The following is a 21,777-nucleotide window of genomic DNA, read 5'->3' on the forward strand; positions in this document are numbered from 1 at the left end:
CATGTCCTGCGGGTGCCGTTCGCACGACCGGAACCGACCGATGCGTCTCAGTCTCAAAGCAAAACTCAGCGGCCTCTTCGCCCTCATGCTCCTGGCGGCGATGGTTCAGGGCGGCGTGACCCTCTACAAGATGCAGGCGGTCGACCAGCGGCTCGCGGAGCTGATCGACAACGCCGTGCCGTCGATCAACGAGGCCCAGGCGATCAACGCCCTCGTGATGCGCTCGCGACTGTGGCAGTTCCGCTACGTGACGGCGGATACCGACGCCGAGCGCGAGACCAGCCTGAAGAACGCCGACGAGATGATACGGAATCGCCAGGCGAAGGCCGAGGCGTACCGCGGCCTGGTGGCGTCGAAGGAGGAGCAGACCATCTACGACGACCTGCTCGCCAAGCTGGCGGTGCAGCAGGCCGACTGGACCCGTCTGCGCGCCTTCCCGGCCGACCAGCACGACCAGGCGCTCGCCTATTTCCGCGGGCCGATGAACGCCAACTACCTCGCGGCCTCGACCGCGACCCGCGCCCTCGCCGACCTGAACATCCGGAACGGTGAGGCGGCCGGACGCGCGGCCCGCGACAGCCAGGCGGACGCGGTTCGGACTACCGTCGTGAGCCTGCTCGTCAGCCTCGTCATCGCGCTCGGCGCCATGCTGTACGCCTTCACGGGCGTCTCGCGGCCGCTCGCCGGGATGACGCTGTCGATGCGGCGGCTCGCCGACGGCGACACGCAGGCCGAGATCCCCTACGCCGCGCGGCGGGACGAGATCGGCGCCATGTCGGCGACCGTCGCGGTCTTCCGCGAGAACCTGCTGCACGCCCGCGCCCTGGAGGCCGAGACCGCGCAGGCCCGGGCCGGCGCCGAGGCCCAGCGCCGGCAGGCGACGCGCGAACTCGCCGACCGGTTCGAGTCGGCCATCGGCGGTATCGTCGGCTCGGTGACGTCGGCAGCGACGCAGCTCCAGTCTACCGCCCAGAGCCTCACCGCGACGGCGACGCAGACGGCCGGCCAGTCGACCAGCGCCGCGGCCGCCGCCGAGGAGGCCTCCTCCAACGTCACCACGGTCGCGGCGGCGGCCGAGGAGCTGGGCTCTTCGGTCAACGAGATCGGCCGCCAGGTCGGCTCCTCCGCGGACCTGGCGCAGGCCGCCGTCCGCGAGGCGGCCGCCACGGCCGACCTCGTCCAGGCCCTGAGCACCGGCGCGCGCCGGGTCGGCGAGGTGGTGGACCTGATCTCGGCGATCGCCAGCCAGACCAACCTGCTGGCGCTGAACGCCACGATCGAGGCGGCCCGGGCCGGGGTCGCCGGCCGCGGCTTCGCGGTCGTCGCCACCGAGGTGAAGGCGCTGGCCGACCAGACCGCCAAGGCCACGGCCGAGATCTCGGCCCAGATCGCCCAGATCCAGGGCTCGACCGGCCAGGCCGTCCAGGCCATCGACGGCATCGCCGGCCGCATCCGCGAGATCAGCGGCATGGCCAACTCCATCGCGGCGGCGGTGGAGGAGCAGGGCGCGGCCACCCAGGAGATCGTCCGCAACGTCGCCGAGGCCGCGACCGGGACCGAGTCGGTGACCGCCAACGTCAGCGGCGTCGCGGGCGCCGCCGAGGAGACCGGCGCGGCCGCCGCGCAGGTTCTGGCCTCGGCGTCCGAGATGGCCCGCCAAGCGGCCCATCTCGGCAGCGAGGTCGAGCACTTCCTGGCGACGGTCCGGGCGGCCTGAACCGGGAACCGGCGGGCGCGGTGGTCCGGGTCGCTCCCTCCGGAGCGATCGGCGGTGAGCTCAGGCCTCGCCGGCCTCGGACCACGCCCGCAGGCGCTCCATCCAGGCGTCGGAGGCCAGCACCGTCACGCCCGGCAGGAGCGAAAGCGGCGTGACCCGCTCGACCCGGTCGCGCTCGCCGAGGCGCAGGCCGCCGCGCTTGGCGTAGAGGCGCAGGATGTCGGCGAGCCGGCCCTCCTCGGGGGGCTCGTTGCGGGCCACGGCGCGGATCTTCTCGACGATCTCGTCGGTGGTGCAGTCGACGATCCCGTCCGTGCCGGCCCGGTGGTCGCGCAGGCCCTCCTCGTAGAGGAGCCGGAGCGCCAGCAGCACCAGGGTCTCGTCCTTGCGCAGGCGCTCCGAGACGATGTCGTGCCGCGGGGCGTCGGCGGCCGGGCTCAGCGAGACCATCTGGTCGCGGTGCGAGACGGTCAGCGCGTAGCCGAGGCAGGCGAAGTAGTCGGTGAAGAACGGCGCGTAGTGCCGGGCGAGCTCGTAGGACCGTCCGATCCCCTGCGTCTCGGCGTAGATCACCTGCCCCTTCAGCAGAACCTGGAGAGCGCGGCACAGCTCCTCGGCGTCCGGCGCCCGGGCGCCGGGGGGCGGCGGCTCGTCGCCGTCGATGATCGCGCGGAAGCCCTCAAGCACGGGGACGGCGCTCCAGCAGGAAGTCCGGGCAGTCCAGCCAGCCGTTGACAACCCGCTCGGGCAGCCGGGTCAGGGCGTAGCGCGCGCCGAGCTTGGCGTCGAACAGCACGTCGATCTCGCGCAGGCGCTGGAACACGATGAAGTCGTCGACGCCCGCGATCACGATCTGCGACCCGCGCAGGCGCACGGCCTTGCCGAGGCGGGCCTCCACGAAGGCGCTCATGCTCTCCGGGGTCACGGTGGTGCGGCGCCGGAACTCCGCCTTGGCGGCCGCGAAGGCGTCGACCACGGGGTCGTCCTCGATGTCGGGCAGGGGCTCCATGTCGATGGCCGACTTGCGGGCCCGCGGCGCCTGGAGATGCGCGTGGCCGATCGGCGGCCGCAGCAGCGAGACGTCCCCCGGCACCTCGGGGGCGATCTCGGACCCGCCGACGGCGCGCAGCATCGCCGCCACGCGCTCGACGCCGCTCGGGTCCGGGCGGTCCATCACGTGCAGGGCGGAAGCGATCCGGCGCTCCAGCCGCGCCACCACGGCGTCGACGGCGTCGAGGTGGTTGTCGAGGCCCTCGAACACCGCGAGGATCTGGGCGAGATCCGCCCGGACGGCCTTCTGCGCCGCGTCGAGGTCGGCGCTCCGCCCCTCGCGGATCAGGCCCTCGGCCAGCGCCCGGACCGTGAGGGCGTCGCGCAGCGCCCGACCGGCCTCGCGCACCACGCTGGCGCGGAAGCGGAACGGGTTGAAGCGGGTGTGCAGCGTCCGGTAGTCGCTGATCAGGTGGCGCTCGACGAAATCCTCGAAGAACAGCCGGAAGGTCTTGGCGCGGTCGGGCTCGCGCAGGATGCGCTCCTCGACCTTGCGCATGCCGGCCGCGAGGCCGCGCACGTGCGACAGGAAGGCGGCAGCGGCCCGGGCGGCGTTGGACAGCGCCTCGGAGCGGTTCGCCGGGTCCGACAGGGCGCTCTCGAGCCCGCCCAGCACCTCCAGCACGGCGCCGCCGTAGGAGCGCGTCTCGCCCCTTTCGAGCCGGGACAGCTCCTCCAGCAGGAGGCGGGCCTCGGGGTCGAACTCCGCGACCGGGACGTAGCGCTCGCGGCGCTCGATCAGCCAGCCGGTGTCGAGGAGGCGCCGGTAGAGCGCCGTGCGGCGCTCGGCCGGGTCGGCCGAGATCGGCTCGTCGCCGCTGACCTCGGGGTCGCTCCAGCCGGCGGCGAAGTCGCCGATCTCCGCCAGGAGCTCGGCCTTGCGCACCGGCTCGGCCCCGAGGACGCGCCGGTGCAGGTGCAGGAGCAGGGCGGCGTTGAAGCCGCGGCTCGGCGAGGCCAGCGGCTTGAACAGCTCGTCGGACAGCTGCGCGAACAGCATGGTACTGTGAACTCTCGCCGTCGCGCAGCCCGAGCCCCGATCGTTGCCTTACTTCGCGCCGAGGAGCTCGACGTCGAAGATCAGCGTGGCGTTCGGCGGGATCACGCCGCCGGCGCCCCGGGCGCCGTAGCCGAGCTGCGGCGGGATGATCAGGGTGCGCTTGCCGCCGGCCTTCATGGTGGCGACGCCCTCGTCCCAGCCCTTGATCACCTGGCCGGCGCCCAGGGGGAAGCTGAAGGGCTGGTTGCGGTCGCGGGACGAGTCGAACTTCTTGCCCTTCTTGCCGCCCTCGTCGAGCCAGCCGGTGTACTGGACGGTGACCGTCTGGCCGGCCTTCGGCTCAGGCCCGGTGCCGACGACCTCGTCCTGATACTTAAGGCCCGACGGGGTGGTCACGGTCTCGGCATTGGCGGCAGTGGTCATGGCGATCAACGCGGCTCCGAAGAGGGGGGACAGGCGAGGCATGGTTTCTCCCTGGAGCCGGCGCCGTGCGCGCCGGCCGTCGGGAGGCCTTCTATCGCCTCGGACCCGTCCAGGCCAGGGAGAGACGGTTGGTGCCCCCCGGGGCGCTCTCAGGCGGCCCGGACGCCGTCGAGGAAGCGGCCGACCTCGGCGGTCAGCTGCACGGCCTGGGTCGACAGGGCGGCGGCCGCGCCCAGGACCTCGCCCGCGGCCGCCTCGGTCGCGCCGGAGGCCGCGGCGACGCCGGCGACGTGGCCGGTGACCGCGGCCGCGCCCTGCGCCGCCTGCCCGACGTTGCGGACGATCTCGTGGGTGGCCGCGCCCTGCTGCTCGACCGCCGCCGCGATGGAGGTCGCGACGCCGTCGATGTCGCGGATCCGCGCCGTGATCGTCCCGATCGCCGCCACGGCCTGACCGGTCGAGGCCTGGACCCGCCCGATCTGGCCGGCGATCTCCTCGGTCGCCCGGGCGGTCTGCTCGGCCAGCGCCTTCACCTCGGTGGCCACGACGGCGAAACCGCGACCGGCCGCACCGGCACGCGCGGCCTCGATCGTGGCGTTGAGCGCCAGCAGGTTGGTCTGGCCCGCGATGGTCGAGATCAGCCCGACCACGTCGCCGATCCGCGTCACCGCCTCGCTCAGCTCCTGGACCAGCGCGCCGGTCTGATCGGCCTCGGCGACGGCCGCGCGCGCGAGGCTGGCCGAGCCGTCGACCTGCCGGCCGATCTCCTGGACCGAAGTGCCGAGTTCCTCGGCCGCCGCCGCCACGGTGCCGACATTGCTGGCCGCCTGCTCGGCCGCGGCCGCGACGGTGCTCGACTGCTCGGCGGTCTGCGCGGCGGTCTCGGTCATGCTCCGGGCCGTCGCCTGCAGGCCGGTCGCCGCGGCCGAGACCTGCGCGACGATCCCGCCGACGGTGTCGGCGAACCGGTCGGCGATCTGCCGCATGACGAGGCTGCGCTGGCGCTCCGCGTCCTGCCGGGCCGCCTCGGCCTCGGCCTCGAGCTGCCGACTGCGGATCAGGTTGTCCTTGAACACCTGCACGGCCGCCGCCATGGCGCCGATCTCGTTGCGCCGCCTCAGGCCCGGGACGGCCACGGCGGCGTTTCCGGCCGCGAGGGCCTCCATGGCCGCAGTGATCACCCGGATCGGCCGCAGCACGCCGCGGAACAGGGCGAGCAGACCGAGCGCGACGAGCAGCAGGGTTGCGACCAGGGCCGCTCCGTCGCGCCACAGGGTGCTGCGCGCCGCGTTGGCCAGGGTCTCGGCCCGCGCGACCATCTCGTCGAGGCAGACGAAGGCGAGGTCGACGAGGGTGACCTGCTCGGGCGTGTCGAGCTTGCGCGCCTGCGCGAGCGTCAGCCCCGGCGGCGCGCCGCGAGCCAGTGCCTGCGCCACGGCGCGCCGGCGGGCGAGGGGGCTACCCGCGAAATTGTTCTCCCCGGCCCGTCGGAACGCGGCCCCGACCGTCTCCGAGGCCTCGGCCGCCGCCTCGGTCGCCGCGCTCCACGCCGCGTCGAGCCGTCCCCGCTCCTCGGCGGCCGCGACGGTCTCGTCCAGCGACCACGATGCCCCGGCCGCCAGCGACGTCTGCACGCGCAGCGCGACGGCGCCGTTGGCCATGCGGGTCGCCCATGCCGCCCGCTTCAGGGCGAGGTCGCGCCGGAGGATCGCGTCGGACAGCGGGATCGCGCCGTCCACGGCGTCGCTGGTCGCGATCAGGGCATCGAGCATGGCCTGGAAGGCGGCCCTCGCCTCCGCCATCACCGCGCCGTCGCGCTGCGCGCCCGACACATTCAGAACCGCGTCGACCCGCGGCCGGAGGCGCTCGACGCGTCCGCTCGCCTCGTGCAGCCCGCCGAGGGTCGCCGTCACGGCGGGAAGTTCCAGCCCGTCGAGGAGCGGCCGCGCCGCGGCGAGCCCCGCGACCGCCCGCTCCCGGTCAGCGTAGAGCGACGCGCGGGTCTCGGCCTCGACCGGCTCGGCGGCGGCCAGGAACTGCAGTGTCGCGCCCCGCTCGAACCGGGTCACGTTCAGCGTCTGGAGGAGGGCGCGGCTCGCCCGCACCAGCGCGATGACCCGGTCGGCCTCGGCGGCCTGCTGCCGCGCCTCCCGCACGGTGCCCGTCGCGAAGCCGAGCAGAATCGTGGCCATGACGACGAGGACGAGGCTCATGGTCGTCCGGATGGACAGGTCCCGTACGCGCATCGTGCCTGGTCTCCGGTCGCCCGATCGGCCGGGCGAACCGGATCATAGCAAGTTTTTCCCGGAACGATCCGGGCAACGCGCGAGGACGCAGGCAGCGTCCGATCTCGAATTGACTTTTCGCACCCGGATATGTCGCGGAACGGCCCGAAAACGACCGCTCATCTCTACCGAAACACTGTGCCTGCTCTCGATAGACAGCGCAGACGGCGCGAGAGAGACTTCTATCTTCCCTGTGCGCAACGGCCTTCGGCCCCGGAACGAGTCACGCCGTTTGGCGAGTCCGGCTCGGATACTGGCGGCGAACCCGCAGGGCGGCGTCAGCCGGCCAGCAGGGCCGCGAGATGGGCCACGAGCCGGCGCGCGACCTCGTCCTTTCCGAGGCGCGGCCAGGTCTCTACCGCGCCGTCCCGCCCGATCAGGTGCACCGTGTTGTCGACGCCGCCCATGACGCCGCCCTCGGCCGACACGTCGTTGGCCACGATCAGGTCGCAGCCCTTCCGGGCGATCTTCGTCCGGGCGTGCTCGACCACCGCGTCGGTCTCGGCGGCGAACCCGACCACGAGGGGCGGGCGCCCGGACGGCCGGCGCGCCACCGTGGCGAGGATGTCGGGATTCTCGACCAGCGGCATCGGCGCCGGCCCGGTGCCGTCCTTCTTGATCTTCTTGCTGCCGGCCTCCTGCTCCGGGCGCCAGTCGGCGACCGCGGCGGCGAGGACCGCGATGTCGGCCGGCAGCGCCGCCTCGACGGCGGCCAGCATCTGCCGGGCGGTCTCGACCCGCACGACGGCGACGCCCGGCGGGTCGGGGATCGCCACCGGCCCGGAGACCAGGGTCACGGCGGCACCGGCCGCAGCGGCGGCCGCGGCGATGGCGTGACCCTGGCGGCCGGAGGAGCGGTTGGCGATGTAGCGGACCGGGTCGATCGGCTCGTGGGTGGGCCCCGACGACACGAGCACCCGGCGGCCGGCCAGGGGCCTGTCCCCGGCCGGGGCGCCGAGCATCCGCTCCAGCGCGTCGGCGATCTCGTTGGGCTCGGCCATGCGGCCGGGCCCGGATTCGGGTTCGGCCATCCGGCCGGCGTTCGGGCCGACGATCCGGACGCCGTCGCCCTCCAGGATCGCGCGGTTCCGGCGGGTGGCGGGGTGCGCCCACATCTGGACGTTCATGGCCGGCGCGATCAGGATCGGCAGGGTCGTGGCCAGCAGGATCGTGGTCGCGAGGTCGGCCGCGTGGCCGCCGGCCATGCGGGCCATCAGGTTGGCGGTGGCGGGCGCCACCACCACGGCATCGGCCTGACGGGCGAGCTTGATGTGGCCGATCTCGGCCTCGGAGGCCCGGTCGAACAGGTCGGTATGCGCCCGCTCACCCGCGAGCGCGGCCGCCGCCAGCGGCGTCACGAATTCCTGGGCCCCCGCGGTCAGCACCGGGCAGACGCTGGCGCCCCGCTCGCGCAGCCGCCGAATCAGGTCGAGGGCCTTGTAGGCCGCGATGCCGCCGCCGATGACGAGGAGGACGCGGCGTTGGGCGAGGGTCTCGGTCATGCCGCCGACCCTCTGCGCGCCGGCGCGCGCGCGTCAAGCGGCCTCAGGCCGCGGCCGGAACGGCCGGTGCCTTCAGCCCGCCGAACCGGCGCTCGCGGCGGCCGAACTCGGCCACGGCCTCGGCGAGGTCGTCGGGGCCGAAATCGGGCCACATCCGCTCGGTGAACAGCAGCTCGGCGTAGGCGGCTTCCCACAGCATGAAGTCGGAGAGGCGCCGCTCGCCGCCTGTGCGGATCAGCAGATCGACATCCACCGGGGAGCCGTGCATCGGGCCGGCGACCAGCTTGCCGAAGCTCTCGCGCGTCGGCTCCTCGCCGGCGAGGCCTTGGGCCGCCGCGATGATCGCGTCGCGGGCCGAGTAGTCGACGCAGATCCGCAGGTGCAGCCGGGTTCCCCCCGCCGTGGCAGCCTCCGCGGCCGCGATCGCCTGGGGAATGCCGTCCGGCAGACGGTCGCGCCGGCCGACGACGCTGAGGCGGGTACCGGTGCGGGCGAGGCGCTGCGTCTCGTTGCGCAGGTACGAGCGCAGGAGCCGCATCAGGCCGCCCACCTCCTCGGCCGGCCGCTGCCAGTTGTCCGCCGAGAAGGCGTAGAGCGTGAGCGTGCCGATGCCGTGATCCGGGCAGGCCTCGGCGGTGCGGCGGATCGCCTCGACGCCCCGGTGGTGGCCGGCCAGCCGCGGCAAGCCGCGCTGCGTCGCCCAGCGCCCGTTGCCGTCCATGATGATCGCGGCGTGCAGGGCTCCCGGCACCGCTTCGCTTTGCATCGTAAAGTCTCCCGGCATGGGCGTGGCGCAGAGGTCTATCGAAACGGGGTTAACATTCCCGGCGGGACGGGCGGTCTCACGCCGTTTTCGTGGCCGGATCGAGGCCGCGGACACCGGATTCGGGGCCGCGCTCGGCCGCATCCGCGGCGTCGCGCACCACCTGCTCCAGCACACCGAGATAGCCGATGAAGCGCTGACGCCCGACCGGGGTTAGGCGGCAGATTGTCTGCGACCGGCTCTGCGCGAAGCGTTTCTCGAGACTCACCAGGTCCGCCTCGCTCAGCACGGCGAGGTGGCGGCTCAGGTTGCCGTCGGTGAGCCCGCACAGGCGCTTGAGGTCCGGAAAGGGCAGCCCCTTCGGATGCGCCACCAGCGACGTCAGGACGCTGAGGCGCGCCCGCTCGTGGATGATCCTGTCGAGCCCCTCGTAGGAGAAGCGCCCGTCGGAACGGTCAGCGGTCGTCATCGAAGGCCCGGGCCCCGTGATGGATGATCCCGGCCAGCCACGCTTGGCCGAACAGGAAGGGCAGGCCCATCGTCCAGGGTGACAGGGCCCGCGTCTCGGCCGAGATCGCCAGCACGGCGAGCCCGGCGAGCAGGTACCAGGCCCCGACGCCCTGGACCGCCCGGGGCAGGATCCGCGCCGAGGCGAACAGGCCGAGGCCGACCAGCACCTGCCAGAGACCCGGCAGCATCCAGACCTCGTCGGGGGCGAAGCGGGCGATGACCAGGGCGAGGCAGGCCCCCGCGCCCGCGGCCGGCAGGAAAACCTCGATGGCGTTCCACACCATCGCGTCGGCGAGGCCGGAATGCAGGCGCCGGCTGCGCCGGACCGCCTCGACGCCGATCATCGCGAAGGCCGCCAGCGCCGCCGCGATCCAGAGACCGAAGAACAGGCCCGGCCGCGCCGCGGGATCCCCGAGCCACAGGGCCTGTCCCGCCGCGCAGGCGAGCGCGAGGCCGCCGGTGCCGGCCACCGTCGCCGCTCCCAATCCGCGGAACGCCGTATCGCGGGCGATCTGCGACCGGATGGCCACGATGTCGGCCAGCGCCTTGTCCAGGTCCTGCATGTGCCTCAAGCCCCCGGCCGCAGCATGCCGTCCACCCCGCTTTGCATCGCAAAGTATCGCCGGGGTCGGCCCACGGCAAGCCGATTTCCCGTGTACGGAGGCGGATCTTCTCAGCATCCGGGACCGCGGTCGAGTTCGCTCCCGGGTGAATTCTACCTAACGGTTGTATTCGCCACACCGTCTTTAGTGGAAAGGCGCGGCGCTCCGCGGCCGGTCCGCAGCCGGTCCCCGCTGCCGCCGGCGGCAGACGAAAGCCGTCAAACCGCACCCGCGCAGGGTTTCTCGGAGCGCGGTCCGGGCCCATATTGTTCTCATGCCCGCACCGAAGAAACCGCGCGCCGCCTCCGTGACGGCCACGTCCGCCAAGGCGTCGAAGCCCGAGCTAAAGCCCCTGGACACCTATCTGGCGGAGCTGCTGAACCCAGCGCTCAACCGGAACCGTCCGGCCGCCGTCGAGCCGCCGCCCGAGGCGCCCGCGCGGCCCGGCCGCAAGACAGGCGGCAAGCCGGGCGGCGGGAAGGGTGGTCCGAAGGACGGGACGTCGGCGGCCGCGACCCGGAGGGCCGAGATCGCCCGCGACGGCTTCGCGGAGGCGCCCCAGGCCGGCTACGCCCTCGGCGACGCGGCCGACGTCGACCCGCGCCTGGCCCAGGCGCTCGGCCTGACGCCGCCCGAGGACGGCCCCGCGCCGGAGGGTGCCGACCTGCCGGATCCCGGCGGCGACGGCGGCGCCTCGGCGACGGTGACGGCGCTGGAGCGGCTGCTCACCGAGGGCAATCCGCTCTTCAAGGACGGCAAGACTTGGACGCCCCACCGGCCTGAGCGGCCGCAGAAATCCGAGGGCGGCGTCCGGTTCACGCTCAAATCCGACTTCACGCCGGCCGGCGACCAGCCCCGCGCCATCGCCGAACTGGTCGGCGGCGTGCAGGCGCTGGAGCGCGACCAGGTTCTGCTCGGCGTCACCGGCTCGGGCAAGACCTTCACGATGGCGAAGATCATCGAGGAGACGCAGCGCCCGGCGCTGATCCTCGCCCCCAACAAGACGCTCGCCGCGCAGCTCTACGGGGAGTTCAAGGCGTTCTTCCCCGACAACGCGGTCGAGTACTTTGTCTCCTACTACGATTACTACCAGCCCGAGGCCTACGTCCCGCGCTCCGACACGTTCATCGAGAAGGAATCCTCGATCAACGAGCAGATCGACCGGATGCGCCACGCCGCCACCCGCGCCCTGCTGGAGCGCGACGACGTCATCATCGTCGCCTCGGTCTCGTGCATCTACGGTATCGGCTCGGTCGAGACCTACACGGCGATGTCGTTCACGGTCTCGCTCGGCGAGCGGATCGAGCAGCGCCAGCTGATCGCCGACCTCGTGGCCCTGCAGTACAAGCGCATCCAGTCCGACTTCGCCCGCGGCACCTTCCGGGTGCGCGGCGATTCGATCGAGCTGTGGCCGGCCCACTTGGAGGATCGCGGCTGGCGGATCGGGCTGTTCGGCGACGAGGTCGAGAGCATCGTCGAGTTCGACCCGCTCACCGGCAAGACCATCTCCGAGCTGAAGTTCGTGAAGGTCTACGCGAACTCGCACTACGTCACGCCGCGCCCGACGCTGCAGCAGGCGATCAAGGGCATCAAGCACGAGCTGAAGGGCCGGATCGAGGAGCTGACCAAGATGGGCCGGCTCATCGAAGCGCAGCGCATCGACCAGCGCTGCACCTTCGACATCGAGATGATCGAGGCCACCGGCGCCTGCAACGGGATCGAGAACTATTCGCGGTACCTCACCGGCCGGAAGCCCGGCGAGCCGCCGCCGACCCTGTTCGAGTACCTGCCCGACAACGCCCTGGTCTTCACCGACGAGAGCCACGTCACCGTGCCGCAGATCGGCGGCATGTACCGGGGCGACTTCCGCCGGAAGGCGACGCTCGCCGAGTACGGCTTCCGGCTGCCCTCCTGCCTGGACAACCGGCCGCTGCGCTTCGAGGAGTGGGACGCGATGCGGCCCCAGACGGTCCACGTCTCGGCCACGCCCGGCAAATGGGAGATGGAGCAGACCGGCGGCGTCTTCGCCGAGCAGGTCATCCGCCCGACCGGCCTCGTCGATCCGGTGATCGAGGTGCGCCCGGCCCGCAGCCAGGTCGACGACCTGCTGGGCGAGGTCCGCGAAGTGGCGCAGGCCGGCTACCGGACGCTCGTGACCACGCTGACCAAGCGCATGGCCGAGGACCTCACCGAGTACCTGCACGAGAACAGCGTGCGGGTGCGCTACATGCACTCCGATATCGACACGCTGGAGCGGATCGAGATCATCCGCGACCTGCGGCTCGGCGCCTTCGACGTGCTGATCGGCATCAACCTGCTGCGCGAGGGCCTCGACATCCCGGAATGCGCCCTGGTGGCGATCCTCGACGCCGACAAGGAGGGCTTCCTGCGCTCAGAGACCTCTCTGATCCAGACGATCGGCCGCGCCGCCCGCAACGCCGACGCGCGCTGCATCCTGTACGCGGACTCGATCACCGGCTCGATGGAGCGGGCGATGGCCGAGACCGAGCGCCGACGCGCCAAGCAGCTCGCCTACAACGAAGAGCACGGGATCACGCCGCAGAGCGTGAAGCGCGGGATCGCCGACATCCTGAGCAGCGTGTTCGAGCGCGACCACGTCCAGGTCGATACCGGGCTCGCCAAGGACGCGATCACGGTGGGCCACAACCTCAAGGCCGTGATGGCGGACCTCGAGAAGCGCATGCGCGCGGCGGCCGCGGACCTCGACTTCGAGGAGGCGGCGCGGCTGCGCGACGAGCTGAAGCGGCTTCAGGCGACCGAGCTGCTGGTCTCGGACGACCCGATGGCGCGGCAGAGCGACGTGGAGCGCGAGGCGGGGAAGTTCGGCCGGAAGGCGCCGCGCGGGGGCGGGGGCAGCCGCATCGCCAAGCCCGACCTCGACCATATGGGCCCGGGCACGGACCGGGAGCTGCCGGTGGGCGGCGCGGCGCCGGTCTGGCAGGAGCGGCCGAAGCCGCGCTCGACGCAGGGGCTCGGCGGGCAGAAGCCCAAGTACAAGGGCGGCGGCGGGCGACGGCGGGGCTGACCCGGCGGCCCGCGTCTCAGGCGGCCTCGCTGCCCCGGCCGAGGCCGTGCCCGCGCCCGGCTTCGCCGGCATCGACGATGGCTTCCGCGATGCGGACGACCAGGACGTTGCAGGCCTCGTCGAAGGCCTGGGAATCCGCGCGGACCGCCGCCTCGACGACGGCTCCCGCCCGCTCGCGCACGATCTCGCGGGCGGTGCGCAGTGCGTCGGCGTACGGCTCAAACGGTCGGGGCATCGTCGCGCTCCGGAGACGCCGGGCCTCGCCCGGATTGGCGGCTGGAACGAGCCGCGCGACGAAACTGTTCCCGCCGCCGCTGGACGTCGATGCCGCAGCGGCCCAGATCAGCCGCGATGAGAGACGAGCACGCGATGGCCTCAGAGACGAACACGCCCCCGACCCTCGACGACGCGACCCTGGCTTTCGCGGCCCGGGTCTTCCAGTACGCGCGGATGGGCCACGCGGAGGAACTCGCCGACCTGTTCGGGCAGGGGCTGCCGGCGAACCTGCGCAACAACAAGGGTGACAGCCTGCTGATGCTGGCCGCCTACAATGGCCAGGCGGACGCCGTCCGGGTGATCCTGGAGGCCGGCGGCGACCCGGAACTCGCCAACGACCGCGGCCAGACGCCGCTCGCCGGCGCGGCCTTCAAGAACGACCTCGCCATCGCGCAGCTCCTGCTCCGGCACGGGGCCGCGGTGGACGGGACCGGCGACGGCACCCGCACGGCCCTGATGACCGCGGCCATGTTCGACCGCACCGACATGATCGACCTGCTCCTCCAGCACGGCGCCGACCCGGATCGCCGCGACGCCTCCGGCCAGAGCGCCGCCGACATGGCCCGGGCGATGGGCGCCCAGGCGACGCTGGCGCAGCTCGACGCGGCGGTCCGTCGGGAGGCCTAAGGCCACGCTTCGGGAACACACCTGCTCGGGCGCCACGGTCGCCGCACACGGGAGCACAGCTTTGACGCGATGGATCGGGGCCGCCCTGCTGGCCTGCCTTGCAGGACCTGCTTCCCTTGGCCCGGCCTCCGCCGCCGAGACGCCCTGGCCGGCCTTCGGGCACGATCCGAGCAACCGCAATTTCTCCGACCTGACCCAGATCAACCGCGACACGGTCGGGCGTCTGCGCCCCGCCTGGATCTTCCAGACCGGGGTGACCGGCTACTTCCAGGCCCAGCCGGTGATGGTGGACGGCACCCTCTACGTCTCTACGACGCAGAACAACGTCGCCGCCCTCGACGCACGGACCGGCAAGCCCCTCTGGACCTACACCCACAGGCCGCGCACCGAGAAGATCTTCGGGCCGCCCTCGAACCGCGGGGTCGCGGTGTCGGGGGGCCTGGTCTACGAGGCGACCATGGACGGGCAGCTGATCGCCCTGGACGCCAAGACCGGCAAGGTCGTCTGGGAGAAGGAGGCGGTGCGCCCGGAGGAGGGCGAGACCGAGACCGCCTCGGGCCTCGCCGCGACCCTCGGCGGCAAGCCCGTCCAGGGCTCGAGCCGCCTCGGCTTCAAGATGCCGCCGCTCGTCGCCGACGGGCTCGTCATCGTCGGCGTCACCGGCGCCGGCTACGGGCTCCACATCGAGGACGAGGCGGGCGGCCTCGACGGCGGCGCGGTGGTCGGCATCGAGGGCGGCTACGGGCGGCGCGGCTGGCTCGCGGCCTACGACGCGAAGACCGGCGACGAGCGCTGGCGCTGGTACGTCACGCCCGCGGAGGGCTGGGAGGGGGGCTTCGTGGAGAGGACCGCCGACGGCACGGCGCTCCACCGCGACATCGCCGCCGAGAAGGCGGCGGCCCCCGCCAACCGAGACGCGTGGCGGGTGGGCGGCGGCTCCCTCTGGATGACGCCCGCCTACGACCCCGATCTCGGCCTGATCTTCCTCGGGACCGGCAACCCGGCGCCGCAGAATTTCGGCCTGTCGCGTCCGGGCGACAACCTCTACACGATGTGCCTCGTCGCCCTCGACGTGAAAACCGGCACGCTGCGCTGGTACTATCAGCAGGTGCCGCACGACGAGTGGGGCTACGACGTCGCCGCGCCGCCCTTCCTGCTGGACATGCCGGGCGGCGCCAGGGCGGTGGCCTCGGCGAGCAAGACCGGCTGGATCTACGTCCACGACCGCGCCACGGGGAAACTGCTAGCCCGCTCGGCCCCGCTCCTCGCGCAGAAGAACCTGTTCGCGCCGCCGACCCCGCAGGGCACGGTGGTGGCGCCCGGCCCCCTCGGTGCCGTCTCGTGGCCGCCGACCGCCTATGACGGGACGCGCGCCTACGTGCAGGTCCGCCACGGCGCGACGACCTACACGGTGAAGACCGTGCCGGCCGCCGCGGGGCGACCGGAGATCCGCTACACGGAGACCGGCGAGGCCAGGGGCGAGCCGTCCTTCAGCACGCTCACCGCCGTCGACCTCGCGGAGGGCGGTCGCATCGCGTGGTCGGTCCGCGGCGCGAGCCGCCTGTCCGGGGGCACGCTGGCGACCGCCGGCGGGCTCGTCTTCTCGGGCGAGGAGGACGGGCATCTCGACGCCCACGACGCGCGGGACGGCCGGATCCTCTGGCGCTTCCAGTGCGGGGCCGGCATCAGCGGGCCGGCGATGACCTACGCACTCGACGGCAAGCAGTACGTCGCGGTGGCGGCGGGCGGCGCCTCCTTCACCCGTGCGTCCGGCTTCGGGACCGGCGACGCGCTGCTGGTCTTCGCACTGCCCGACTGACCGCGGCCGGGCGACGGTTCGCGGAAGTCCGCCGGCGACGTCCTCGCGGGCTGGCGGCCGGCGCGTTCGGAGGTCACGGCGCGCCGGGCTCTCGACGCCGCGGCGCGCGGCGTGACGGGAGCGGCCGCGCGGACCGATCCGCGTGACGGGCCTCGACGCGGCTCCGCGGCTAGTGCGCTACGAAGAGGGACAGTGCGCACAGGATGCTCACACCCAGGGCGAACGTCACGTCGGTCCAAGCGAAACGAGTCCTGCCCGGCATGCAGAATCTCCGCGAGAATTCTGAACAACAAATTCCCGGACAAGTTGTTGCCGTCCGCTACCGGACAGAAGCCGTCAGCGCGGGGCGACGGGGCGTTCGCGCGGGGGCGCCGGCCGGGACAGGCGCGCCCACGACGCGCGGACCCCCGCGGACGGCGCGCGACTTCCGGGCGCCTGGACCGCCTCAGCCCGCCGCGACGGCGTAGCGGGTGCGCAGGCGCAGGCCGAACACCGCCATCATGAACATGCAGCAGGTGGCGTTGTTGCCGTTGTAGAGCACCGTCTCGAAGGAGGCCGAGACGAGCCCGAGGAACCACAGCCTCAGGAACAGCAGGGTCTCCGCGTCGAGGCGCGTGCCGCCGGCCACGCGCTGCAGGTCGCGCACCGGGGCGAGCACGAAGGCCACGACCGTCAGGGCGAGGAACGGCAGGCCGCCGATCAGCGCCGTGTCGAGATAGGCGTTGTGGGCGTGGTCGACGGTATTGACCCAGGTCAGCTCCTCGGAGCCGGCATACATGGTCCGCTCGGTCATCCAGAAAGCGCCGATCCCCCAGCCGCGCCAGGGTCGGATCATGATGTTGTCGATAGCGAACTGCCAGATCTCGCTTCGGCCCGTGAAGGTCGCGTCGGTGAGCAGCGAGCCCACCGCCTCCTGGATCGGCGGCGCGAGCACCGAGCCGATCGAGATCAGCGAGAACCCGATCACCGGGCCGAGGAGCAGCAGGCGGCGCAGGAACCCGCCGGTCAGGACTTGGCACAGGCCGGTCACGGCGAGGATGACCGGCAGGAGCAGGATCGCGGTCTTGGAGCCGCTCGCAACCAGGAACCCGGTCGCCAGCAGGACGATCGCCCAGCCGAGGACGCGGCTCGCCACGGTGGCGACGTAGAGGCCCACGATCACCAGTATAACCATGGCGGCGCCGGCCTCGTTCTTCTGCGGGAAGATCCCGCGCCAGAGACCCGGATGGCTCGGATCGGAATTGACATCGAAGGCCGAGTGGATCGCGAGGTTCGGCACGAGACCGACCGCGAGGTAGGAGGCGAGCACGATCACCAGGGCGGACCCGGCCATGGTCAGGGCCAGCTGCCGGGGGGAGCGGGCGACGATCAGCACGCCCGCCGAGAGCATCGCGGCGATGGCGAACAGCGCGAGCCGCCGCAGCGACAGGCTCGGCTCGATGGAGAGCAGCGCCGTCGCCCCGAGCCAGAGGGCGCAGAGCACGAGCGGGCGCGTCACCAGAGGACGGAGGTGGCGCACGCCGATCCGGTGGATCGCCGCCGCCATGGCGGCGCCGGCGGAGAGGAACAGGATCTGCGTCAGCAGGCTGCCGTCCTCGGAGGCCGCCAGCATCGACCGGTCGGACAGGTCCTTCAGCCAGACGTGGTTCCAGAGCAGGACGAAGACGGCTCCGTTCAGGAGCACGCGCAGCACGTCCGGCACGTCGCGGCCCGCGACGCCGCGCTGCCGCCCGTCGGCCGGGATCCCGATCGCCGCGTCCGCAGAAGCCATGCCGTCCCACCGCGAGGCCGCGCCGCGCGGCCAGGATCATTCTAGCGGGCCGCGGGTGCCGGGCGACGGGAAATCGGACGGTTGCGGCCGACGATCGCGCGATAACCTTGACGCGGGCCCGGGGCGATCACCGCCGCATCGTGTACTGCGAGCGCCCGGCGGATTGCCGCATCAGGAAGGACGCCATCTCGGCGAGTTCCGGCGCCTTCGAGCGGAAGGTGACGGACAGCGCCAGCAGCGTGTCCTTGTGGTCGAGGCCCGGGTAGAGCCGCTCCTGGACCGGAACGTGCTCCGCCCGCAGCTTGGCGGCGAGGCTGACCGTGTGCCGCGGCTTCACCACGGTGTCGGCGTCGCCGGTCGCCAGGAAGGCGGGGGGCGAGAGCGGGCCCGCGAAGGCGACGGGCTGCGTGGCTTCCGGGTCGGGGGCCTTGCCGAACACCTTGACGGTGGTGTCCTGGTCGAACGGCAGGAAGTCGTAGGGGCCGGACAGGCCGGCGACGGCCTTGATCACCTTGGGATCGACCCCGGCGGCGATCACGTAGCGCGGGTCGAGGCCGAGCATCACGGCGTTGTAGGCGCCCGCCGAGTGGCCGGCGAGCACGATGCGGCGCGGGTCGCCGCCGTATCCGGCGATGTTGTCGCGCACCCACGCGATGGCCTCGGCGCCGTCCTCGAGGAAACCGGGGAACGGCGCCTCCGGGTAGAGCCGGTAATCGGGCAGCACCGTGACGAAGCCCTGCGCCGCGAGGGCGTGCCCGACGAAGGCGTAGTCGTCCTTGGCGCCGCTCTGCCAGGAGCCGCCGTAGAAGAACACCAGGACCGGCGCGTTCTCGGCGCCCGCGGTGGGTACGTAGACGTCGAGCCGCCGCCGCGGGCCCTCGCCGAAGGGCTGGTCCTTCGCGGCGAGCCGCCCTCCCGGATCGCGCGGGCCGATCGCGTCGAACAGCGCGAGCGGCGAGGCAGCGGTGAAGCCGAACGCGGCGAGCCCGAGGCAGAGGAGGCTAGCGAGCGCGGTGAGGAGACGTGTCATATCCCATCCGGTTGTCCCGACCGGGCCATACCGCACCGCCCTCGGGGCGGATTGATGACGGTCTCGGGGCGGGGCACGAAAAATCAGGTCCGCAGCACGATGCAGGCGCCGCCGACCTTGCGGATGCGGCCGCACAGGTCGTCGGCCGCCTGTCGGCTCTGCGCCGGGATGCGGATCCGGTAGAAGGCGCGGGTCCCGCGGTTGCGCAGGCGCGTGCCGATGATCATCGGCCGCACCTCGCCGATCACCCCCGCGTAGGCGCTCCGCGCGCGGTTGAAGCTCTGCAGCGCCAGCGCCTTGGAGAAATTGCCGGCGAGCTGGATGCCCCACGGGGCGGCCGGCCCCTCGTTGAGGCCGAGGGCGAAGCGGTCGCCGCGCGACGGGACGCGCAGGCTCGCGGTGACCTGCAGGCAGGTCTGCGGCGCATCCGGCTTCACCTCCACCTTGGCGTCCTTCTGGTCCTTCGCGTCCTTGCCCTCGGGCTTGCTCTCGGGCTTGGCGGGCGCGCCGCCTTCCGGAAACTCGATCCCCTTGGCCGGGCCGGTCCGCCAGTCGTCCACCGGCCGGCCCGTGATGGCGGCCACGTAGGCCCGGGTCTCGGCGGGCAGGCCACCGTCGCCGGCGAGCCACTTGCTGACCCGCGCGGCGCCGCCGTTATAGGCCGCGGCGGCAAGACCCAGATTGCCGAACTGGGTCCTCAGGTCGGCGAGCAGATGGGCCGCGTGCGGGATCGCCTGCTCGGGGTCGAACGGGTCGAGGAGGCCGCGCTCGCGGGCCGTCCCGGGCATGAACTGCGCGACGCCCTGCGCCCCGGCCGGGCTGACGACGCCCACGCGGAAGCTGCTCTCGCGCCAGATCAGGCGTGTCAGGAACGGCACCGGCAGGCCGCGGGCCTTGGCGGAGTCGTCGATGAGGCGGCACAGCGCCTGCTCGACCGTCTCGGTCGCTCCCTCGGACGGGGCGGCCGCGGCCGGATGCGCGCAGGCGAGGGCGAGGAGCAGCGCGCCGAGGCGCAGGGGCGGGGCGGTCACGCCGCGCATGTAGCGACGCGCCGGGGCGGATCAATCCGCGCGGCCAACCTTCCTGGGGGAACATCCGGCCCGCGTGCCCGAGCGTTGCACCTTTGCCCACTGGCGCGACCGGGCCGCACCGTCGTAGCGTCCCGGGTTCAGAGAGCCGCCTCCGAGGCGGCCCCTTGGAGGAACCGCCGATGTCCGATCTGGCAACCCTGCGCGGCCTGTCCGGCCTGAGCCCCGCGCCGGCCCCGCTCAAGGGCTCGGCGCTCGTGATGATCGACCTGCAGCAGACCTACCGGGAGGGCGTGATGCGGCTCGACGGCGTCGAGCCCGCGCTCCGGGAGGCGGCCGCGCTCCTGCGACGGGCGCGCGACGCGGGGATCCCGGTGATCCACGTCCGCCACGATGCCGGGCCGGGCACGCCCTACGACGTGACCGCCCCGATCGGCCAGATCAGCCCGGAAGTGGCGCCGCAGGGCGACGAGCCGGTGATCACCAAGGCCTATCCGAGCTCCTTCGTGGGCACGGACCTCCAGGCGCGGCTCGAGCAGGCCGGCGTAAAGGACGTCGTCCTGGCGGGCTTCATGACGCACATGTGCGTCAACTCCACGGCCCGGAGCGCCTTCAACCTCGGGTTCCGCCCCACCGTCGTGGCCGCCGCCACGGCGACGCGGGACCTGCCCGGACCGGACGGCGGCGTGGTGCCGGCGGCCCAGCTCCAGGCGGCGAGCCTCGCGGCCCTCGGCGACCTGTTCGCGGTGGTCGCGCGCGGGCAGGGCGACATCCCGGACTGAGCCGGGGCGAGGGCGGCGGAAGGGTCCCGGGACCGGTCGACGCCGCGCTCAGGCCTGGAGCCGCCCGATCTCGGCGATCACCGCCCCGAGGTCCGGCCGCCCGTCGACATCCGGCCCCGTGCACGCCTGCGCCAGGGCGCGCAGGGTTTCCGGAGGCGCCGCGCAGCGGTCGAGCAGCTCGCCGATCAGGATGCCGACGGCGCGGACCTCGACCCGCGCCCAAGCCGCGCCGAGCGGCCCGTCCGGCAGGGCCGAGGCCGCCCCGAAATCGCTGAGCACGGCCGCGCCGGTTCCGGCGTCCCAGAGCGTGTTGTGGGCGTAGACGTCGCCGTGCAGCAGGCCCCGCCCGTGCAGGTGCGCCACCGCCTCGGCCACGGCGCGGGCGATCCGCAGGGCCGCGTCGCCGTCGAGGCGCAGGTCCGGGTCGTAGACGTCGCGGCTGCAGCTCGCGAGGCTCGGCGGCCCGGCGAGCGGGCGCCAGTGCGCCGGCAGGAGCCGGAGCAGCAATCCCGTCGCGCCGTCGGGATGGCCGTCGAGCCGGCCGAGCGCGCCCGTGAGGGCCGGGTGCATCCCGGCGGCGAGGCAGGCCTCCATCTCCCGCTCGGGCAGGCCGTCGCTGGTCATCGCGCCCTTGAACAGCTTCAGGGCCACGTCCTCCCCGCCGGCCGGCCCCCGCCAGCGGGCCCGGTGGACCCGCCCCGAGGCGCCCTCGCCGAGCAGCTCGCCGAGGGCGAGGTCGGCCCACGGCACCGCGGGCGCCGCCACCGGCGCCGTCGGCGGCTCGGCGGGGTTGCCGGCGTAGGCGATCCAGGCGAGGCGGGGCAGGCGCGCGAGCCACGGCGGGAGCGCCGCGAGACGGTTGCAGGCGAGTCGGATCAGCTCGAGTTCGTCCGCCCCCGACAGGCTGTCGGGCAGCGCGGTGAGCCGGTTGCCCGCCAGCATCAGCTTCCGCAGGCGCGGCCGCTCGCCGAGGGCGGCGGGCAGCTCGGCGATCGCGTTGTCGGTCAGCGTCAGCCAGCGCAGCTCGCGCGGCAGCGACTCCGCCGGAACCTCGCGGATGCCACAGCCGCGGAAGCCCAGCTGGCTCAGCGCCGGGCAGGCGCCGAGCACCGGCGGCAGGCGCGGGAACGGGTTGCCGGAGCAGAACAGGACGCGCAGGCGGTGGAGGCGGCCGAGATCGTCCGGCAGGTCGACGAGGCTGCCCCGGCCGAGATCCAGTACCTCCAGCGTGTCGGCGAGGGCGAAGACCTCGCGCGGCACCGCCGTCAGCCCGTCGGGCAGCCGCAGCTCCCGCGCGCCGCCGAGTTCGCCGCGCCGCAGGGCGGCGAGGGTTTCGCTCCGGTCCAAGCCTCAGCCCCGCTTGAAGAAGGCGTCGGCCGCGCCCTGCGCCGCCTGCTTGGCGGCCCGCGCCGCCTCGAGCCGGGCGATCTCGGCGCGCAGGAGCGCGACGCGCTCGTCGAGATCCCCGAGCGAGAGCGTGTCGAGGGGCTGCCCGATCTCGTGGGCAACGGCCTTGCGCGGCCGGTCGTCGTCGTCCCGCACGTCG

Annotated in this window: 19 protein-coding genes; 5 read left to right on the forward strand and 14 right to left on the reverse strand. The window is 73.3% G+C overall.

Annotation, left to right across the window (positions count from 1 at the left end):
* Positions 1-40: 40 nt before the first annotated feature.
* Entirely contained in the window at positions 41-1,717 is a 1,677-nt protein-coding gene (locus BKE41_RS04900) for a methyl-accepting chemotaxis protein (protein WP_059409634.1), read from the forward strand.
* 60 nt (positions 1,718-1,777) lie between these two features.
* Here BKE41_RS04900 and BKE41_RS04905 read toward each other — a convergent pair whose 3' ends face one another.
* The 8 genes from BKE41_RS04905 to BKE41_RS04940 all read right to left on the reverse strand — a co-directional run bounded on the left by BKE41_RS04905 (position 1,778) and on the right by BKE41_RS04940 (position 9,813).
* Positions 1,778-2,404, reverse strand: coding sequence for a DUF4194 domain-containing protein (locus BKE41_RS04905; protein ID WP_012317801.1), 627 nt, complete (start codon positions 2,402-2,404; stop codon positions 1,778-1,780).
* Entirely contained in the window at positions 2,397-3,767 is a 1,371-nt protein-coding gene (locus BKE41_RS04910) for a Wadjet anti-phage system protein JetA family protein (RefSeq protein WP_012317802.1), read from the reverse strand. The genes BKE41_RS04905 and BKE41_RS04910 overlap by 8 nt, the downstream gene beginning before the upstream one ends.
* A 48-nt stretch (positions 3,768-3,815) precedes the next feature.
* Positions 3,816-4,232 carry an FKBP-type peptidyl-prolyl cis-trans isomerase gene (locus tag BKE41_RS04915; RefSeq protein WP_012317803.1) on the reverse strand — a complete coding sequence of 139 codons (417 nt, stop codon included), beginning with the start codon at positions 4,230-4,232 and terminating at the stop codon, positions 3,816-3,818.
* A 107-nt stretch (positions 4,233-4,339) separates the two neighbouring features.
* A complete protein-coding gene (locus BKE41_RS04920) occupies positions 4,340-6,436 on the reverse strand; it encodes a methyl-accepting chemotaxis protein (protein ID WP_070998630.1) in 2,097 nt (698 codons plus the stop codon).
* A gap of 317 nt (positions 6,437-6,753) precedes the next feature.
* A complete protein-coding gene (gene coaBC / locus BKE41_RS04925) occupies positions 6,754-7,977 on the reverse strand; it encodes a bifunctional phosphopantothenoylcysteine decarboxylase/phosphopantothenate--cysteine ligase CoaBC (protein ID WP_070998632.1) in 1,224 nt (407 codons plus the stop codon).
* Positions 7,978-8,020: 43 nt separating this feature from the next.
* Entirely contained in the window at positions 8,021-8,743 is a 723-nt protein-coding gene (locus BKE41_RS04930; RefSeq protein WP_012317806.1) for a di-trans,poly-cis-decaprenylcistransferase, read from the reverse strand.
* 76 nt (positions 8,744-8,819) lie between these two features.
* A complete protein-coding gene (locus BKE41_RS04935) occupies positions 8,820-9,209 on the reverse strand; it encodes a transcriptional regulator (RefSeq protein ID WP_012317807.1) in 390 nt (129 codons plus the stop codon).
* Complete coding sequence (locus BKE41_RS04940; protein WP_012317808.1) at positions 9,196-9,813, reverse strand: hypothetical protein; 618 nt, start codon at positions 9,811-9,813, stop codon at positions 9,196-9,198. The genes BKE41_RS04935 and BKE41_RS04940 overlap by 14 nt, the downstream gene beginning before the upstream one ends.
* 313 nt (positions 9,814-10,126) lie before the next feature.
* Between BKE41_RS04940 and uvrB the strand changes: the two genes are divergently transcribed.
* Positions 10,127-12,898 carry an excinuclease ABC subunit UvrB gene (gene uvrB, locus BKE41_RS04945; RefSeq protein ID WP_029360072.1) on the forward strand — a complete coding sequence of 924 codons (2,772 nt, stop codon included), beginning with the start codon at positions 10,127-10,129 and terminating at the stop codon, positions 12,896-12,898.
* A gap of 16 nt (positions 12,899-12,914) precedes the next feature.
* Here the strand turns inward: uvrB and BKE41_RS04950 are convergent, their stop codons facing one another.
* Complete coding sequence (locus BKE41_RS04950) at positions 12,915-13,133, reverse strand: hypothetical protein (RefSeq protein ID WP_012317810.1); 219 nt, start codon at positions 13,131-13,133, stop codon at positions 12,915-12,917.
* A gap of 134 nt (positions 13,134-13,267) precedes the next feature.
* Between BKE41_RS04950 and BKE41_RS04955 the strand changes: the two genes are divergently transcribed.
* The gene (locus BKE41_RS04955; RefSeq protein ID WP_070998634.1) at positions 13,268-13,801 is read left to right on the forward strand and encodes an ankyrin repeat domain-containing protein; all 534 of its coding nucleotides are present in this window, start codon (positions 13,268-13,270) and stop codon (positions 13,799-13,801) included.
* A gap of 61 nt (positions 13,802-13,862) precedes the next feature.
* Complete coding sequence (locus BKE41_RS04960) at positions 13,863-15,620, forward strand: PQQ-binding-like beta-propeller repeat protein (protein ID WP_012317812.1); 1,758 nt, start codon at positions 13,863-13,865, stop codon at positions 15,618-15,620.
* Positions 15,621-16,065: 445 nt separating this feature from the next.
* On the opposite strand, the gene BKE41_RS04965 is transcribed toward BKE41_RS04960, so the two are convergent.
* The 3 genes from BKE41_RS04965 to BKE41_RS04975 form a co-directional block, all read right to left on the reverse strand.
* Positions 16,066-17,391 (reverse strand): O-antigen ligase, encoded by a 1,326-nt coding sequence (locus BKE41_RS04965; RefSeq protein ID WP_029360069.1) that lies wholly within the window; start codon positions 17,389-17,391, stop codon positions 16,066-16,068.
* Positions 17,392-17,518: 127 nt separating this feature from the next.
* Complete coding sequence (locus BKE41_RS04970) at positions 17,519-18,421, reverse strand: alpha/beta hydrolase (RefSeq protein ID WP_012317814.1); 903 nt, start codon at positions 18,419-18,421, stop codon at positions 17,519-17,521.
* A gap of 83 nt (positions 18,422-18,504) precedes the next feature.
* Positions 18,505-19,461, reverse strand: a complete 957-nt coding sequence (locus tag BKE41_RS04975; RefSeq protein ID WP_053620738.1) for a lytic transglycosylase domain-containing protein — start codon at positions 19,459-19,461, stop codon at positions 18,505-18,507.
* Positions 19,462-19,631: 170 nt separating this feature from the next.
* Here BKE41_RS04975 and BKE41_RS04980 point away from each other — a divergent pair, with 170 nt between their 5' ends.
* Positions 19,632-20,231 carry a cysteine hydrolase family protein gene (locus BKE41_RS04980; protein ID WP_012317816.1) on the forward strand — a complete coding sequence of 200 codons (600 nt, stop codon included), beginning with the start codon at positions 19,632-19,634 and terminating at the stop codon, positions 20,229-20,231.
* A gap of 48 nt (positions 20,232-20,279) precedes the next feature.
* Here BKE41_RS04980 and BKE41_RS04985 read toward each other — a convergent pair whose 3' ends face one another.
* Together BKE41_RS04985 and BKE41_RS04990 are read right to left on the reverse strand one after the other, a co-directional pair.
* Positions 20,280-21,578, reverse strand: a complete 1,299-nt coding sequence (locus BKE41_RS04985; protein ID WP_070998636.1) for a leucine-rich repeat-containing protein kinase family protein — start codon at positions 21,576-21,578, stop codon at positions 20,280-20,282.
* A gap of 3 nt (positions 21,579-21,581) precedes the next feature.
* The gene (locus BKE41_RS04990; RefSeq protein ID WP_012317818.1) at positions 21,582-21,773 is read right to left on the reverse strand and encodes a DUF1192 domain-containing protein; all 192 of its coding nucleotides are present in this window, start codon (positions 21,771-21,773) and stop codon (positions 21,582-21,584) included.
* Positions 21,774-21,777: the final 4 nt, after the last annotated feature.

This window comes from Methylobacterium sp. C1, from assembly GCF_001854385.1.
Classification (GTDB): domain Bacteria; phylum Pseudomonadota; class Alphaproteobacteria; order Rhizobiales; family Beijerinckiaceae; genus Methylobacterium; species Methylobacterium radiotolerans.